The organism is Aeromicrobium sp. Leaf289 (genome assembly GCF_001423335.1).
Taxonomy (GTDB): Bacteria; Actinomycetota; Actinomycetes; order Propionibacteriales; family Nocardioidaceae; genus Aeromicrobium.
Genome location: NZ_LMNK01000001.1, coordinates 322104 through 337901 on the forward strand (window position 1 = coordinate 322104; position 15798 = coordinate 337901).

The 15798-nt window shown below is 74.0% G+C and carries 10 protein-coding genes; 2 read left to right on the plus strand and 8 right to left on the minus strand.

Annotated features, from left to right (window positions below; all coding sequences use genetic code 11):
* Nucleotides 1–10: 10 nt before the first annotated feature.
* Nucleotides 11–985, plus strand: a complete 975-nt coding sequence (locus ASF37_RS01550) for a glycoside hydrolase family 6 protein (protein WP_056578682.1) — start codon at nt 11–13, stop codon at nt 983–985.
* A gap of 11 nt (nt 986–996) precedes the next feature.
* Here ASF37_RS01550 and ASF37_RS01555 read toward each other — a convergent pair whose 3' ends face one another.
* The 3 genes from ASF37_RS01555 to ASF37_RS01565 form a co-directional block, all read right to left on the minus strand.
* Nucleotides 997–2835, minus strand: a complete 1839-nt coding sequence (locus ASF37_RS01555; RefSeq protein WP_162239929.1) for a serine/threonine-protein kinase — start codon at nt 2833–2835, stop codon at nt 997–999.
* Nucleotides 2836–2846: 11 nt separating this feature from the next.
* Nucleotides 2847–3863 (minus strand): FhaA domain-containing protein, encoded by a 1017-nt coding sequence (locus ASF37_RS01560; protein WP_162239214.1) that lies wholly within the window; start codon nt 3861–3863, stop codon nt 2847–2849.
* Between the two features lie 111 nt (nt 3864–3974).
* A complete protein-coding gene (locus tag ASF37_RS01565; RefSeq protein ID WP_055967727.1) occupies nt 3975–4400 on the minus strand; it encodes an organic hydroperoxide resistance protein in 426 nt (141 codons plus the stop codon).
* Between the two features lie 186 nt (nt 4401–4586).
* On the opposite strand from ASF37_RS01565, the gene ASF37_RS01570 reads away from it, so the two are divergent.
* Nucleotides 4587–5312 carry a hypothetical protein gene (locus tag ASF37_RS01570; RefSeq protein ID WP_055967725.1) on the plus strand — a complete coding sequence of 242 codons (726 nt, stop codon included), beginning with the start codon at nt 4587–4589 and terminating at the stop codon, nt 5310–5312.
* A 166-nt stretch (nt 5313–5478) separates the two neighbouring features.
* Here ASF37_RS01570 and ASF37_RS17405 read toward each other — a convergent pair whose 3' ends face one another.
* The 5 genes from ASF37_RS17405 to recC all read right to left on the minus strand — a co-directional run bounded on the left by ASF37_RS17405 (nt 5479) and on the right by recC (nt 15670).
* A complete protein-coding gene (locus ASF37_RS17405; RefSeq protein WP_056578687.1) occupies nt 5479–6168 on the minus strand; it encodes a hypothetical protein in 690 nt (229 codons plus the stop codon).
* 78 nt (nt 6169–6246) lie between these two features.
* Complete coding sequence (locus ASF37_RS01580; protein ID WP_056578690.1) at nt 6247–7059, minus strand: NERD domain-containing protein; 813 nt, start codon at nt 7057–7059, stop codon at nt 6247–6249.
* 75 nt (nt 7060–7134) lie between these two features.
* A complete protein-coding gene (recD, locus tag ASF37_RS01585; protein WP_200931156.1) occupies nt 7135–8940 on the minus strand; it encodes an exodeoxyribonuclease V subunit alpha in 1806 nt (601 codons plus the stop codon).
* Nucleotides 8937–12296: a UvrD-helicase domain-containing protein gene (locus tag ASF37_RS01590; protein ID WP_056578693.1), complete on the minus strand. Its 3360-nt coding sequence runs from the start codon at nt 12294–12296 to the stop codon at nt 8937–8939. The genes recD and ASF37_RS01590 overlap by 4 nt, the downstream gene beginning before the upstream one ends.
* Nucleotides 12296–15670: an exodeoxyribonuclease V subunit gamma gene (gene recC / locus ASF37_RS01595; protein WP_082506333.1), complete on the minus strand. Its 3375-nt coding sequence runs from the start codon at nt 15668–15670 to the stop codon at nt 12296–12298. The genes ASF37_RS01590 and recC overlap by 1 nt, the downstream gene beginning before the upstream one ends.
* Nucleotides 15671–15798: the final 128 nt, after the last annotated feature.

Below are 15798 nucleotides of genomic sequence, written 5' to 3' on the forward strand. Positions count from 1 at the left end.
GATCTCGCCCGTGGAGGGAGCCACGCGACGTCTCAGGCTGCCCGCGACCGCCCGGTCCGGGCTGCTCGCGGTGCTGCTGTGCGCCGTCCTGGCCGCGCTCGTCGCCGGGACTCCGGCGTCCGCGACCAAGGCCGACCCACGCCTCACCCGCCCGGTCTACGTGGACCCGACGGGCGCGGCCGCGAAGGCGGCGGCGAAGGACCGGCGCTTCGCGAAGATCGGCTCACGGGCCCAGGCGTTCTGGATCACCGACAGGTACTCCGCGTCGACCGTGCGGTCGAAGGTCGAGGCCTACGCGAAGCGCGCGGTCAAGGCCCGCCGCACCCCGCTCGTGGCCGTCTACGCGATCCCCGGCCGCGACTGCGGCCAGCACTCGGCAGGTGGCCTGAGCCCCGCGCGCTACAAGACCTGGGTCACGCAGGTGGCGGCGGGCCTGAAGGGCCGCCAGGCCATGGTCGTGCTCGAGCCCGACGCCGTCGCGCTCATGGGCGCGTGCGGTGGTCAGGGCGACCGAGCCGCGCTCCTGCGCCACGCCGTCTCGAGACTGACGTCGGCCGGCGCGTGGGTGTACCTCGACGCGGGGCACAGCAGCTGGCAGTCCCCCGACGTGATGGCCGACCGCCTCGTCTCCTCCGGTGTCCGGACCGCGCGCGGGCTCGCCGTCAACGTGTCGAACTTCCGACCGACGAAGGACGAGACCGCGTACGCCTCCCAGGTGCTGACCGCGCTGCGCAAGCGCGGCGTGACCGGGAAGCGCTACGTCCTCGACACGTCCCGCAACGGTGCCACGACGCCTCCTGACGCATGGGACTTCTGCAATCCCCGGGCCGCTCGGATCGGGCGGGCACCGGCCGTCGTCAACCGGTCCGGACTCGACGCGTACCTGTGGGTGAAGCGGCCGGGCGAGTCCGACGGCACGTGCCAGGGTGGCCCGACCGCGGGCCGGTGGTGGGCCACCGGCGCGCTGCGGCTGCTCGCACGCTGAGGTCCGAGCCCTCAGACCACGAGGGTGGCGGCGAGCACGAAGTAGACCGCCGCGCCGGCCGCGATCATCAGGCACAGGAACGACACCGTGATGGCACCCAGGCGCATCCGCATGCCCGTGATGCTGCGCACGCCGAGCACGAGGACGACGAGTGGCGCGAGCACCCACAGCGTCGTCCAGACGTCCGCGTAGGGGTCGTCGGGCGCACCGAAGCCGCTCGCGGTCAGCAGGGCGAGCAGCCCGAGGACGTACCAGGGAAGCAGCAGCGGGAGGCTGCCCTTCACCGCCGCGCCGAACGCCATCGCGATGCCACCTCGGGCGCTCGGCGCGAGTGGACCGTCGGGCAGCGGCGCTCCGACCTGAGGGCCCGCGAGCCGGGGGAAGAACCGCTTGCGCCTCAGGACCAGGAGCACGAGGGCGATGCCGACCGAGATCATCCACCACGCGTCGGCCGAGAGGTCGTCCATCGCGCGGGGCCGGGTGGACGACGGTGCGAGGTCGAGGCTCGCCCACGCGACCATCGGCACCACGGCCAGCACCGCGGCACTGGCGCCGAGACCGAGCAGCAGCGAGACGAGACGGGTCCAGCGGGTGACCGACGGTCCGGCGTGCCCGAGCGCCTCCGGCGCGGCGTCCTGCTCCGGAGGACGCCGCCGGTCCCCCAGCTCACCCGGACGCGACAACGGTCGGATCATCGGCTCGGCCACAGGGTCCGCGGCGGGTCGCGGTGCCGGGCCGGTGGGCAGCACCGCGGCGGGCTGGGCTGTGGGTTGGGCGACGGAGCGGGCCGCTGCGTGGGTGTCGACGTCCGCGGCCGCGGCCGACAACGCGGCCGCCATGGAGCCGACCCCGTCGTACCGGTCGGCCGGGTCGATCGCCATGGCCTTCTGGACGACCGCCGCCAGCGAGGCACCGACCCAGGGAGCACTCGCGCGCGGATCGGGCCGGGCCTGCGTGCGATGCGCCATCAGCTGGGTCGCCATCGTGCCTTCGAAAGGCGCCCGGCCCGTGAGGCACTCGAACAGCAGGCAGCCGACGGAGTAGACGTCGCTGCGCTCGTCCGCACGGCCGTCGTACTGCTCCGGCGCCATGTAGTGCGGCGTGCCGGCGACGGTGGCCGTCGCGTCGGAGGCCGCGCGGGCGATGCCGAAGTCGACGATCTTGATGCCGCCGGCGGGGGTGACCAGCACGTTGGCCGGCTTGATGTCGAGGTGCAGGGTGCCGGCTCGGTGGCAGGCCGCGAGCCCGTCGAGCACGCCCAGGACCACGACCACGGACCTCGGGCTCGGCCCGCGCTGGGCCAGGAGGTCGCGCAGCGAGGTGCCCTCGACGAGCTCCATCACCAGGTGCGGGACCACCTCGCCGTCGCCGTCGGGCATGCGCACCAGGTCGTGCACGGTGACCACGTTCGGGTGCGACACCCGCGCCAGCGTCTCGACCTCGCGGGTGATGCGACGCATGGCGCGGGGGTCGTCGGCGAGGAAGTGCGAGAACCGCTTGATCGCGACCTGGCGGCCGAGGTGGCGGTCGACGGCGCGGAAGACGACCCCGTGGTTCCCCGCCCCGATGCGTCCCTGGAGCGTGAAGCGGCCGGCGTCCACCTGGGGCTCCACCGTGTCGCGGCCGTCCGTGCCCGGCGACGGCGACGACGACACGTGAGCCTCCGGCGCCGGCACCACCGGCGCCACGACGGGGACCTCGGCGGTGACGGCGTCGTCCCGCGGGACCGTGCGGCCGTGGCTGGACCCGTGCGGGCGAGCGTGCCCCGGGACGTGCCCGTGCGCGTGCCCCTCGGCGGACGGCACGAACCAGCTCGTCCACCGTCGGCGACGGCTCCGCTGATCAGCCATGGGCACCATTGTCACGTGGCCCGCGAAACGCCACCGAGCGCCACGGTCCCGTGCGAGTCCGAGCCGACCGTGACGCGCACGCCTGCCAGGGCCAGGACCACGCCGTCCCGCAGCGGCGACCAGGTGTCACCGATGCGTTCGCCGTCGACCGTGGTGCCGTTCGTGCTGCCCACGTCCATCACCTGCCAGGTGGCGCCGTCGAGCCGGATGGCGGCGTGACGGTAGGAGATCTCGGGCTCGTCGAGGCGCAGCGGTGAGTCGGGGAGGCGTCCGAGCGTCGTCACGCCGTCACGGGGCACCCGCACCGTCTCGCCACCGCGGTGCAGGAACAGGTCGCCGGCCACGTTGACCGTGGGCATGGGGTCGTGCGGCACGAGGACCGGGAAGGCCATGGTCTCCTGGCTCGCGACGGCGGGGTGGGAGGGCCGCGACCCCGAGCCCCCGGCGCGGCCGTCGGACGCCGTACGGGCCGGGTCGACCAGCACGTCCCAGTCGAGTCCGGTGTCGGGCTCCTCGCGGTCGGAGCCGCCGGCGCTCGGCGCCTGCTCGAGCGGTCGGCGCAGGGAGGACCCAGAGCGGCTGCCGCGGGCCGGCGGGACCCAGCCGGACCGCAGACCGGGGTCGACCTCGACCTCGACGTCGACCTGGTCGGGAACGGCCCATCCCTCGCGCTCGGCGTGCGTGCGGTAGAGCTTGGCAGCGTCGTCACCCAGCCGATCGGTGTCGCCGTCGGGATCGAGGCGCTCGAGGTCCTCGGGCGCGATCCGCACGACCAGCTCGCTGAAGGCCACGCGGTCACCGCTCGGCATGACCACGTGCTGGCTGGTGAGGGCCTTCACGAAGCGACGGCGCAGCACCGCGGCCGAACCGGTCGGGTAGGCGACCAGACGGGCGGCCGCCTCGGTGGCGGCGGCCTTCTTCGAGCCGGTGCCGAAGATGCTCTGCGCGACCCGCAGGGCGACCACGACGACGCCGACGAAGGCGGCGAGGATCAACAGGTTGGTGGTGAGCGAGCCGAGGGTGGTCATGCTCGCCATCGTCGTCGCGGAGGCACGAAAGAGTCGAGCCGCGGTGGAACATGTTCCACCGCGGCTCCTCCCAAGGCAGGACGCACCAGCGACAGCGCGGCCTGCGGGCTCTCAGTCGTCGGTGACGACGATCGTGACCTCGATGTTGCCGCGCGTCGCGTTGGAGTACGGGCACACCTGGTGGGCCTTGTCGGCGAGGGCCTGGGCCTCGTCGTGCGGCAGGGTCGGGACGGTGACCTCGAGGGTCACGGCGAGGTCGAAGCCGCCCTGGCCGTTCGACCCGATGTCGACCTTCGCGCCGACGGTGGAGTCGCTGACGTCGGCCTTGGCCTGGCGGGCGACCAGCTGGAAGGCGCCGTGGAAGCAGGCCGCGTAGCCGGAGGCGAACAGCTGCTCGGGGTTGGTGCCCTCGCCGTTGCCGCCCATGGTCTTCGGCAGTGCCGTGCGCACGTCGAGCTGGCCGTCCGAGGTGACGACGTGACCGCCGTCGCGCCCTCCGCCGGTGGCGAGTGCCTCTGCCGTGTAGATCGCGTCCATGCGTCCTCCTGAAGTCGTGGGTACGGCGCTGTCTCACGCCTCGTTGATCATTGCACACGATTACATCGTGCACAATGCTTTGGTCGTGTCGGGTCCTCCTCCGGGTTTGGCATGATCGTCCTCGACCGACCTCCTCGGCCGCTCCCCTCACCCACTCAGACCCATCGACCCAGCGAAGGACGTCCCGTGCTGCGCATCGCCTGGTCCGTCGGCCCCGACGTCGGCGGCAGCACGGTCGTGGAGCCAGGCGGCAAGCTGGTCCTCGCCCGGCGCATGACGCTGCCGGAGCAGCGGCCGGTGGCCGTCGAGGAGATCGGGGGGTCGGCGTACGTGCTCGTCCGGCTCCCCTACCTGAGCGACCCCGCCGTGGTGGTGCAGTCCGGGCCCGGCCATCCGGTGCTCCACCGCGGCCAGCGCGCGAACGGCGTGGTCATGGAGGTGGTCACCCCCGACGGCGACGCGTCGACGCCGGTGCCCGGCCAGCGGATGTCACTCACCGCCCCCGGCACGCGCATCTCGCTGCGCTTCCCCGACCAGACCCTGGAGCTGGTGGTCGACTTCGATCCCCCGACGCTCCGTCCGTCGGGCACCGGCACGGTGCAGCTCGACGTCGATGCCCTGCAGCACGACGACGCCTGGCTCGTGGCGGCGATCGCCGTGGCGATCTCGCCCGACAACGGGGTCGTGGCACACGCCCAGCTGAAGGAAGCGTTCGCGCGATGGCGCGACGAGCCCGAGCGCAGCGACGGAGCCTTCGACCGCAACGTGCTCCGTCCGGCCCTGGAGGCCCGCGGCGTGGAGCTGCCCGGCCCCCGGCTCAACAAGATCCTCTACCTGGTGGAGCGCTGCCGACGAACCCACGAGTTCCCCCCGCGCGTGCTCGAGCAGGTCCGCTCCCGCCTCGGCGCCTGACCGCCGCTCTCCCCCACATCGGTGGATCCTCGACATCAGCGGTCGAACAACCCCCTCATCGATGGATCCTCAACCGCAGCAGACGCGCTGCGGTTGAGGATCCACCGATGGAGGCTCGGGCTCGGGGGCCGGACCGGGTCCGTGTGACCCGGGCCGACGCCGGCCGTCAGCTCTTGTCGTCCGGTCCCGTGGTGAAGACGACCTCGTCCTCGGGCTCGGCGATGTGCTCGTCGGGGTGCGGGGGCCAGGTCTCGCCGTCGGCGTCCGCGCCGCCGGACTCGCCGCGCGCCTCGTCGGCCGCCGCCTTGATCTTCCGCGTCGCCTCCGAGGCCGACTCCCCGGCGACCTTCTTCGCGCCACCGGCTGCGTCCTCGGCCGAGCCGACCGCGTCCTCGATCGGACCGTCGTCGGCTGCGTCCTTGACGCTCTCGCCGACGTCCTTCGCCGCGTGCTTGGCCGTGTCGACGACGTCCTTCACTCCGCCGCCGTCGGCCGCGTCCTTCGCGCTGTCGGCGACGTCCTTCGCGGCACCCTTGGCGGTGTCGACGACGTCACCCACGACGTCGTCGTCCTCCACGCTCTGGCGCACCGACGAGACGACGCCGACGGCCTGCTCGCGCACCTTCTGCGCCGAGTCCTTCACGCTGTGCGCGAGGTCGGCGAGGCGCTCGTCGTCCTGGGCCAGCGTCACCGCGTCCTGCGCCATGCCCTCGGCCTTGCGGACCGCGTCCTGCACGCGCGGGTCGGTCTGGACCTTCTCGGCGGCCTGGCGGATCTGCTCGTACCGCTCACGGCCGGCCCGGGTGCCGAGCACGTAGCCGATGCCGAAGGCCGTCGCGTAGATGAGCTTCTTCATGGGGGTGTCCTCCCGGGTCGTTGATCGGTCCCGGCCAGCCTGTCAGGGACACCCTCACCCTGCATCTTCGAGGACGGTCTAGGTACGCGCCGGCGCGACGCTCTGACGCTCGCGCTCCCGCTCGCGGACCACCGCGCGTCGGTTCTCGTCGAACCCCTCGATGCGTGCCACGAGCTCCGTGGCGGTCTTCTGCGAGATGGTCTCGGCCTCGAGGCGGGCGAGCCAGGTGCGGAAGCCCGATCCGCGGACGATGGCCACGCCGTCGACGACCTCGTCGTCGCGCACCGACGACTGCGCGGCACCCCACACGACCACGACCGGCGTCACCGTCAGGGCCTTGCGCGGGGCGCTGTGCCGACCGTGGCTGCGCTGGGTGACGGTGTTGACGAGACCCCTGCCTGCGTTCGCGGCTCGGGTCGCACTCGCGGCGAAGGCCAGCCGCACGTCGGCGTCGAGGGCGCTGCACCACTTGGAGTCGACCACGACGACGCCCCCGCGACGGGTGACGACGAGGTGGTCGATGTCGCCCCGCTCCAGCTCCAGCGCGTCGACGCGCCCCCAGACCAGGCCTTGACGCTGGGCCGCCTTCAGCTCGGTGGCGGTGTTGTCCTCGCCCCACGCGCCGCGAAGCTGGTGGATGGCGTGACCTTCGTGCGCCAGGAAGAGCGTGTGGATTCCCCAGCACATGCCCACGGCAGAAGCGGCCAGTGCGGCCACGATGACGTCGCGCATCACCGAGGTCGGCGGCATCGAGCGGAGCAGGACGATCTCGAACGCCGTCACCACGGCGAAGATCGCCACGAGCCCGGCCACGATCGCCTTGTGCCGCAGGAGCCAGCCGCGCAAGAGCTGGCGGTACTGCTTCCTTGGGTACGACGTCTTCTTCCCCATCGAACGCTCCCTCGTCCTCGTGCTCCCAGCACGAGGGTGCCCGAACGTCGGCGCGGACGGGTGGAAACGGACGAACTACCCAGAATTCCTGAGCGCAGCCAGCCGGCGGGCGACGCCGCTGGCGCGTGCGGTGCGGCGCTCGACGGCCGCGCGCACGACCTCGGGCGTGGCCACGACCGTGAGGCTGGTGCGGGCACGGGTGACCGCGGTGTAGAGCAGCTCGCGGGTGAGCACGAGGGAGTCCTCGTCGGGGAGCACGAGGGTGACGTGCTCGAACTCGCTGCCCTGGCTGCGGTGCACGGTGCTCGCGTAGGCGCTCTGCACCGACGACAGCCGCGACGACGACACCTCGACCTGCGTGTCGAGGTGGACGACGAGCCGGTGTCCATCGTCGACGACCACCCCGACGTCGCCGTTGTTGACCCGCAGCGAGGGGTCGTTGCGCGTGACGAGAACGGGACGGCCGCCGAACCACGGTCGCGACGGGTCGGGGAAGGTGCGGACCTCGCGCTCGAGTCGTTCGTTCCAGTGACTCACCCCGAATGGGCCGTCGCGGTGGGCGCACAGCAGCCGGTGCTCGGCCAGGGCCGCGAGGGCACCGTCGACGTCGCCCTCGAGCGCGGCCCGGGCGACGACGCGGGCCTGGTCGGCCGGTCGTTCAGTCGTCACGGCGTCGATCTCCTCGGGAGCGCGCAGGGTCAGCCCCTCGACTCCCCCGGTGAGCACGTGGAGGGCGGCGTCGGCGTCGCCCTCGACCACGGCCGCAGCCAGGTCGCCGATGCCCCCGTCGAAGCGGTGCCCCTGCGTCAGGTGGGTGACGGCCGAGTGGCCAGGACCCCCCAGTCCGTCGACGACGTCGCGCAGCACCGCGCCGGCCTCGACGGAGGCGAGCTGCTCGGAGTCGCCGACGAGCACCAGGCGGCAGGTGGGGGGCACGGCCTGGACCAGCCGCTCCATCATGAGCAACGAGACCATGGAGGTCTCGTCGACGACGACCACGTCGTAGGGCAGCTTCTGGCCCGCGTGGTGCCGGAAGGCGGTGCGGTGGTCGGGTCGGGCGCCGAGGAGCCGGTGCAGCGTGACGGCGCGCAACGACTCCAGCCAGGTGCGTTCGTCGGCCGTGAACACGGTGCCGGAGGCGGCGCCGACGATGGCCTCGCGCATGCGGGCCGCCGCCTTGCCGGTGGGCGCGGCGAGGCCGACGTTCAACGGTCGGGCGTGACCGGCCGACGCGTGCTGGGCCGCGAGCGCGGCCAGCAGGCGGGCGATCGTGGTGGTCTTGCCGGTGCCCGGCCCACCGGTGAGGATGCTCGTCCAGGAGCGCGCGGCACGCTCGGCCGCCGCGCGCTGCTCGTCGAAACCGGGCTCACCGAACAACCGGTCGAGGTCGCTGCCGAGCGCCTCGTCGTCCGTCGCGGGAGCCGGCAGGGCCAGGCGGGTGGCGAGCCGGTCGCAGAGGGAGACCTCGAGGGCGTGGTAGCGGGCGAGGTGCAGCAGCGGCTCCTCCGCGACGAGCACCCGGTCGCGGCCGGTCGCCAGCGGACTGGCCACGATGCGCGCCCACCAGGCGGGGACGTCGTCGGCGAAGGACGGCCATGGCATGTCAGGCGCCTCGACCCGCAGGTCGGCCACCACCGGCGCGAGCTCGATGCACGACGACCCCAGCCGCACGCCGCGCACGGCCAGGGCGACGGCCAGCAGCACCGCCTCGTCGTCCTCGCTGCCGAGACGACCGACGGTGCGGGCCACGTGCACGTCGGCCGCCGCGAGCAGCCCGGCGTGGTTGAGCACCGCCAGGACGCCGTCGTCGGACGTCTGGACGACTTGGCGGTCGAACGGGTCGAGCGTGTCGTCGCCCACGACGATCGGCTGTTCGCTCATCGTGCGAGCCTCCCGTCGAGCAGGTCGCTGAGCCCGAGCACGAGCGACGTGGGCGGGCGCCACGCGAACACGCCGTAGGGCGCCCCGTCGGTGCCACGCGGGACGTCGGGACCGGTCATGCCGCGCACGAAGAGGTACAGGACGCCCGCCAGGTGCTCGTCGGGGTCGTACCCGCGCAGCCGCCAGCGCAGGAACCGGTGCTGCGCGACGGCGTAGAGCAGGGCCTGCAGCGGGTAGGTGGTGTGCAGCATCGCGCCGGCGAGACGGTCGGGGGCGTAGGCCTCGAGTCCTCCCCCGGCCTCGGTGAGGTCGGGGCCCTCGAGCCGGTTGGTCTTGTGGTCGACCACGAGCGAGCGGTCGCCGTCGAGTCGCAGCAGCAGGTCGATGGACCCGTTGAGGTAGCCGCGCAGGGTGCGGCCGCGCAGGGACGCGTCGCGCAGCTCGGCCGCGAAGGGCCGCAGCGGGTCGGCCGGCGCGAGATGCTGCTCCATCAGGTCGGCGACGTCGGCGAGGGTGCCGGGGCGATCCACCCGAGCGCGACGGTCACCGCCGGCGAGCGGCAGCTCGAAGTCCATCTCGCGGAACGGGCGTCGGGCGAGCGCCTCGGCGAGGGTCAGGTCGTCCGCGAGCGCGCCGAGCGGGGTGCGCAGCGCGCCGACGAGGGCGGGCACGAGCGCCTCGACGTCGACCGCGATCGGTCGGCGGGCCAGCTGCTCCTCGACTCGGAGCCTCACCTCGCGCTCCATGGCATCGGTGCTGGTGGCCATGACGTCGGCGTCGACGTCCTCGAGCACCCCGTGCACGAGGGTGCCGAGCGCAGCGCCTCCCACGAGGTCGGCCCAGGGCGACGGGCCGAGCGTGGGCGCGACCCCGACGTCGGCGACCACGTCGACCTCGTCGTCGGGGCCGACGGTCTCGGGCTCGCTGGCCACCGACCGTCCGTCGTCGCGGCGCACGAGCGACGTGTAGGAGGTGCGCGTCCAGGTGGTGTCGACCTCGCGCCCGAGCCGGCGGAGCACGAGCTCGGTGCCGTCGGCGGGTGCGGGGTCGAGCGGCAGCGTCTGGGTGACCATCTGCTCCACGACCGGACCTCCGCGGTCCTGCCAGGCGCGCAGCCGCGCGACGGCGTCGTGGTCGGACGGGACCGGTTGCGTGTCGGGCACGACCGGGTCGTCGGGGTCGGGACGGAACAGGGCCCGGTGCAGGGCGGCGTGCTTGCCGTTGAACGTGGGCGCCCAGTGCATGACCAGACGGGACTGCGCGCGGGTCATGGCGACGTAGAGCAGGCGGAGGGCCTCGCCGGCCCGCTCGGCGTCGGAGCGGGCGGCATGGGTGCGCCACGAGGGTCCGTCACCGCCGACGTCGAGGCAGCGGCGGCCGTCGGCGTCGTGCAGGCGCACCATCGTGGGCGTGGGGACGTAGCGGTCGAACAGGAACGGCACGTAGACGACGGGGTACTGCAGCCCCTTGCTCACGAAGGTGGTGACGATCTGCACGGCGTCGGCGTCGGTGTCGAGCCGACGGGTGCGGTCGGCTGACGGAGCGCTCTCGGACCGTCGGTCGAGCAGCCAGCGCAGCAGGCCCGAGAGGCCGAGCCCGTGCTCGCGAGACGCGCCGGCGAGCACGTGGCCCACGTGCTCGAGGTCGGTGAGCTGACGTCGGCCGCCCTCGTGGCGCAGCAGCCGCTCCACGACCGCCGGGTCGCCGGTGAGCGCCTCGACCATGCCGGCGGTGCCGCGCTCGCGCTGCAGGTCGGCGAGGTCGCGCAGCTGGGCGGAGACCCGGTCGGTGAGGCCGTCGCCGTCGGGGTCCGCTCCCCCGGTGGCGAGGTCGGCGGCCGTGAGGCCGAGGAACGGTCCGAGGGCCGCAGCCCGCACGTAGCCGCTGCGGTGCGGGGACTCCAGCGCCGTGAGCAGCGTGACCCACTGCAGCCCGGCGTCGCTCTGCAGCACGTCGGGGCCGCCGCTGCGCACGGCGGGCACACCCAGTCGGGCGAGGGCCTCGTGCAGCAGGTCGGCCTCGAGGTGACGCTCGACGAGGATCGCGACGTCGCCGGCGGTGAGGGGGACGGGTCCCGCACCGTGGTCGTAGGTGGCGCCGCTGCGCAGGAGGGCGGCGATGTCGCCGGCCACGTCGGCGGCGACCCGCGGGCGGACGTCGCCGATCTTGAGGGGCGCGTCGGACTCGTGCTGGGCGTCGCTGCGCAGCAGGGCACGGAGCCGGAACGGCGCCTCGTGCTCGGGGTCGTGCAGGCGTGAGTCGGTGAGCGCCGCGCGGGCGGGGCGCACGAGGATCTCGGGGTCGCCCAGTGCCGCTCCGCGCAGCACGGTGTCGACGGCGGCCACGAGCGGTGCGTCGCTGCGGTGGTTCTCGACGAGGGTGCGGCGGGTGTCGGCCTGGGCGGCGGCGCGCAGGTAGGTGTCGACGTCGCCGCCGCGGAACCCGTAGATGGCCTGCTTGGGGTCGCCGACGAGCACCATCGTGGCGTGGCCGAGGAAGGCCCGCTCCAGGATCTGCCACTGCACCGGATCGGTGTCCTGGAACTCGTCGACGAGCACGAACCGCCAGCGGTCGCGCATGACGGTGCGGGCGGGTGACGCCTCGGGCTCCAGGGCCTCGGCGAGTCGCTGCAGCAGGTCGTCGTAGGACAGGGTGCGGGCGGCGAGCCGACGTCGGGCCGACTCGTCGCGGACGGCACCGGCGAACCTCCGACGCAGGTCGGGCGGCGAGCCCTGCGGGGCGTCGGTGGGCAGCAGGTGGGCGGACGGGTCCTCCACGGCGCGACGACCGAGCTGCCCGGCCTCGGCGTGGTCGAACGGCGGCGTGGCGCCCATGCCGACGGCGCGCAGGTAGAGGTCGGCGACGACCTGGTCGACGATCTCGGTGTCGTCCTCGATGAGCGCCGACCCGGGCTCGACGTCGCCGGTGGTGCCGAGGCTGCGCAGCACGGCGTGGCAGAAGCCGTGGGTGGTGGTGATGGTGGCCTCGTCGAAGCGTGCGACGGCGCGCCGGAGCCGACGTCGGCGCTGGGCACGCTCGGCCTCGGGTGCGTCGAGCAGGAGGGTCAGGAGCGCGTCGGACTCAGGTGCGCTCCCCGTGGTGAGGGTGGTGTCGGCCTCCACGAGGCGCTCGCGCACGCGGTCCTTCAGCTCGGCACTCGCGGCTCGGCCGAAGGTGACGACCAGGAGGTCGTCGAGCTCGGCGTGACCTTCGGCGACCAGTCGGGTGACGAGCGCGGCGATGGCCCAGGTCTTGCCGGTGCCGGCGCTGGCCTCGAGCAGCGTGGTGCCGGTGGGCAGCGGGTCGGTGATGTCGAACTCGGCGACGTCGACGACGGCAGGGCGGCGCTCGCTCATCAGGCACCGTCCAGCCGGTCGAGCAGCGGCGTCCAGAGGGTGACGGCGTGCTGATCGAGCCCGCGCGTGACGAGCGCGGAGAACGGAAGTGAGGGCCCGTAGACCAGCCGGTGGTAGGCGTCGGCGTCCTCACCGGGGATGTCGCGGCTGCCGACCCACTCGCGCTCGGCGAAGACCTCGGCGATCTGCGGCTTCCCACGACGGATGCCTGAGGCGTAGGCCTGCGACGTCTTGACCGGGAGGGGCAGCGGGCGCTTCGTCCCGAGCGTGTGGAGGTCAAGGACCTCGGCAAGGATCGCGCGTGCCTCGTCGCCGGTGGGCGGCGCGATGGTGGCGACGCCCGGTGCCTTGCCGCGCCCGGCCGGCACCCGACCGACGAGGTGCATCGGCAGCCCCTGGCCGGCGGCGGCGAGCGCGAGCACGTCGACCCAGGCCTCCACCAGCTGGCGTCCCTGCACGGTCGAGGGCGTGACCCTCAGCGCGTGCGCGGGGTGCACGTCGGCGACGGTGCCGACCACGCGACGCCCGTCGGCCAGCTCGACGTCGACGTCGACGCTGTGGGCGGCCTCGGTGCGAAGCGGCGCGGCGAAGGCGAAGAGGTCGCCCACGAGCCTGCGGCTCTTCTGCAGGGTGGCGGCGGCGAGCGGTCCGGGAGGCAGGAGACCGCGACGCAGCTCGTCGGCCTCGGCCTCCTCGCCCGGGGCGCCGGCCAGCACGGCCTCGAGCACCCGTCGGCTGACGCCCCACTGCTCGAGGTGGCCGACGTCGAGCGGGATCGCGTCGTCCACCGGGTCGTCCTCGTAGGGCAGGCGGACGTCGAGCCGCCCGGTGACGAAGGCCTTGACGGGGTGTCGCACGAGCTCGCGCAGCTGGTCGAGGGTGACCACGTCGGCGCGCTGCTCGGGCAGGCTCTCGGGCAGGAAGAGCGCTGCCGGCTCGGGCTCGCGGGTGGTGGCGCGGGCACCGGCGTAGGCGGCGGCGTCGAAGCTGAACGCCGTGCCGGACAGCAGGGCGCCGGGCGTGAAGGACCGCACGTCAAACGACTGCAGGGGGTGGTGGACGGTCACGTGGTCGCGGACGTCGGCGCCCGGGACTGTCCGGTCGAGCTGGTCGAGCAGCTCGCCGACGGGCGTGGCGGGCGGGAGCGGGCGGCCGGTGTGCTCGCTGGCGCCGGTGTAGGTGATGACCAGGTGCTCGGTGGCCGAGAGCACGGCGTCAAGGAAGAGCTGGCGGTCCTCACCCGCGGCGTCGCGCTCGCCGACGAGCGGGGTGCGGGCGAGCACGTCATCGCCGAGCGGCGTGGGGGTGCGCGGGAAGGCGTCGGCGTCGACGCCCAGCAGGCAGACGACCCGGTGCGGCACCGAGCGCATCGGCACCATCGTGCAGACGGTCAGCGACCCGGTGCGGAAGCTCGTGCGGGTGGGGCGGGGCGCGAACGCGTCGGCCAGGAAGGCCCCGACCTCGACGACGGTGAGCGTGCCGCCTGTTCCGTCCTCGCCTCCCACCTCGGCGGCACCGACGGCCGGCGCGGCGAGCTCGGCGAGGATGCGCAGCACCTGCTCCTTCTGCCAGGCGTCGCGCGGGGGCACGTCGGTGAGCATGTGCACGGCGCGGGCCAGCAGATCGGACCAGTCGGCGATGGGCTTCGGCTCGGCGTCGGCGAGGACGGAGCCGAGCCGGGCGACGGCCTCGTCAAGGCGTCCGACGAGGTCGACGGCGGTGCTGCCGAGGTCGTCGAGCGGAAGCACGCCGCCGAGCCGGTTTCCGGGCTGCCCGTCGTGCCGCTGACCGTCGGTGGCCACGCCGAGGGCGAGTCGGTCGAGCCCGGAACGCCAGGTGTTCTGGGCGAGGCCGGCGAGGTTCCAGGCGCCGCGGGCGTCGGCGTCGACGCCCCAGCGGATGGCGGTCTGGGCTGTCCAGGTGTCGACCTGCTCGAGGTCGTCGTCGCTGAGGCCGAAGCGCCGGCGCACGGGAGCGAGGCCGAGCAGGTCGCGCACCTCGGTGGCGGTGGTGCGGCGGGCGGCGGCGATGTCGACGACGCGCTGGAGCACCTCGGCCACGGGGTTCACGGCACCAGTGGCGCGGTCGGCGAGCCGCACCCGCAGGCGGTGGCCCGGGTGGTCGACGCCGGCCACGTCGTCGAGCCCGAAGGCGGCCTCGACGAGCGGGGCGAAGGTCTCGACGTCGGGGCACATGACGAGCACGTCGCGCGGCTCGAGGGTGGGGTCGTCGGCGAGCAGGCCGACGACCACCTCGCGCAGCACGTCGACCTGGCGAGCCGGTCCGTGGCAGGCGTGCACCTGGACGGAGCGGTCGAGCGGGTCGAGGGTGCGCACTCCCCCGTCGGTGGGCTCGTCGGTGGGTCCGTCGTGGTCGGCGGCGAGGTCACGCTGGAGTGCACCGAGCAGGGTGGTGGGGCGGTCGGGCTCGGGCAGGTGCTCGACGTCCGCGTCGCCAGGCAGGGCGAGCAGGGCGTGCTGCAGCTCGCTCACGTCGCGTGCGCAGGCGGTGAGGAAGGTGCTGCCGGTCTCGAGCGTCTCGACCTCGTCGCGCCGGGGCGCGTGACCGTCGTGGGTACGGCCGGCGGTGGCGGCGACGGCGTCCCAGCGGGCGCGCGAGGGGTGCGGGAGCCAGAGGTGCACGTCGCGCACCTGGGCGAGCGCGTCGACGACGTCGAGCTCGGCGTGCGGCATGCGAGTGTGGCCGAAGAACGAGAGCCGCTGCGGCAGGTCGGGGTCGAGGTCGCCGCTGCGCAGGCGGGCTGCGGTGTGGGCCAGGCGTCGGTCGGGCGAGGGATGGCCGTCGAGCCTGGCGGCGACGCGCCGCCACACCTCCGCCTGCCAGCGGCTCTCGGGGCGCAACGGTGCACCGAGCCCGTCGACATCGTCGCCCGCGCCCCACGCCTGCACCATCCACGGACGCTGGACCGCGTAGCCGTGCAGGAACGACGCGACCCGCCGTGCGGTCGGGTAGCGCCGGCTGCGGCGCAGGGCCTCGTCGGCGGGCGCCATGCCCCGCCCCACGTGCCGGGCGACGATCTCGAGCCACGGCTCGTCGAGGTGCGCATCGAGGACGTCGAGCACGGTCCACGCGAGCCGGCCGCTGGCCCACGGGTCGTCGCGGTCCTTCTCGGTGAGCTCGGACAGCAGATGGACGGGACGGACGAACTCCACGCCGGCGCAGATCCCGTCGTCGCGCCCGTCACTGGCCCCGAGCGAGTGGCTGATGGTCTGCGCGAGCCACCGCTCCACCCCGTTGGCGGCGACCACGACGACGTCGCGCTCGAACGGGTCCGCGGGCGGCTCCGCGAGCAGCCGCGCCAGCCCGCCCGCGAGCACGTCGGCTCGCTCCGCGCGATGGATCGTCAAGGCCACGCCCCGAACCTAGCCGCCCACCCGGACACCCCGCTCCCACCCGTCCCCCAAGAGGTAGGTGGCCCGCGGAATAGGCCGTCGCGGTAGGAAGCCCGCAGAACCCGAGCCCCAGAGGTAGGTGAGCCGCG